At 76.4% G+C, this 225-nt stretch carries 1 protein-coding gene; it reads right to left on the reverse strand.

Features of this window, described 5'->3' with window-relative positions; translation table 11 throughout:
- The coding region (locus tag SM757_RS35400) for a hypothetical protein (RefSeq protein WP_322468927.1) at nucleotides 1-225 on the reverse strand (225 nt) is incomplete at both ends.

Below are 225 nucleotides of genomic sequence, written 5' to 3' on the forward strand. Positions count from 1 at the left end.
GACGTTGGTGGTGCTGCCCAGCGCGTTGGCGATGGCGCCCGTGTCGGCCACCACGCTGACGCTGGTGGCCGTGACGTTGCCCACGGTGACCGTGCTCGCCGCATGCAGCCGCGCGCCGGCGCCCGTGACCTGGGCGTCGCCGGCCATGGCCAGCGCGCCGCCGCGCGCGTCGATCGACACCGTGCCCGTGCCCGCCGTGCTCACGTCCACACCCGTGGCCGTGGC

The sequence above is a fragment of the Azohydromonas lata genome (assembly GCF_034427735.1).
Classification (GTDB): domain Bacteria; phylum Pseudomonadota; class Gammaproteobacteria; order Burkholderiales; family Burkholderiaceae_C; genus Azohydromonas; species Azohydromonas lata.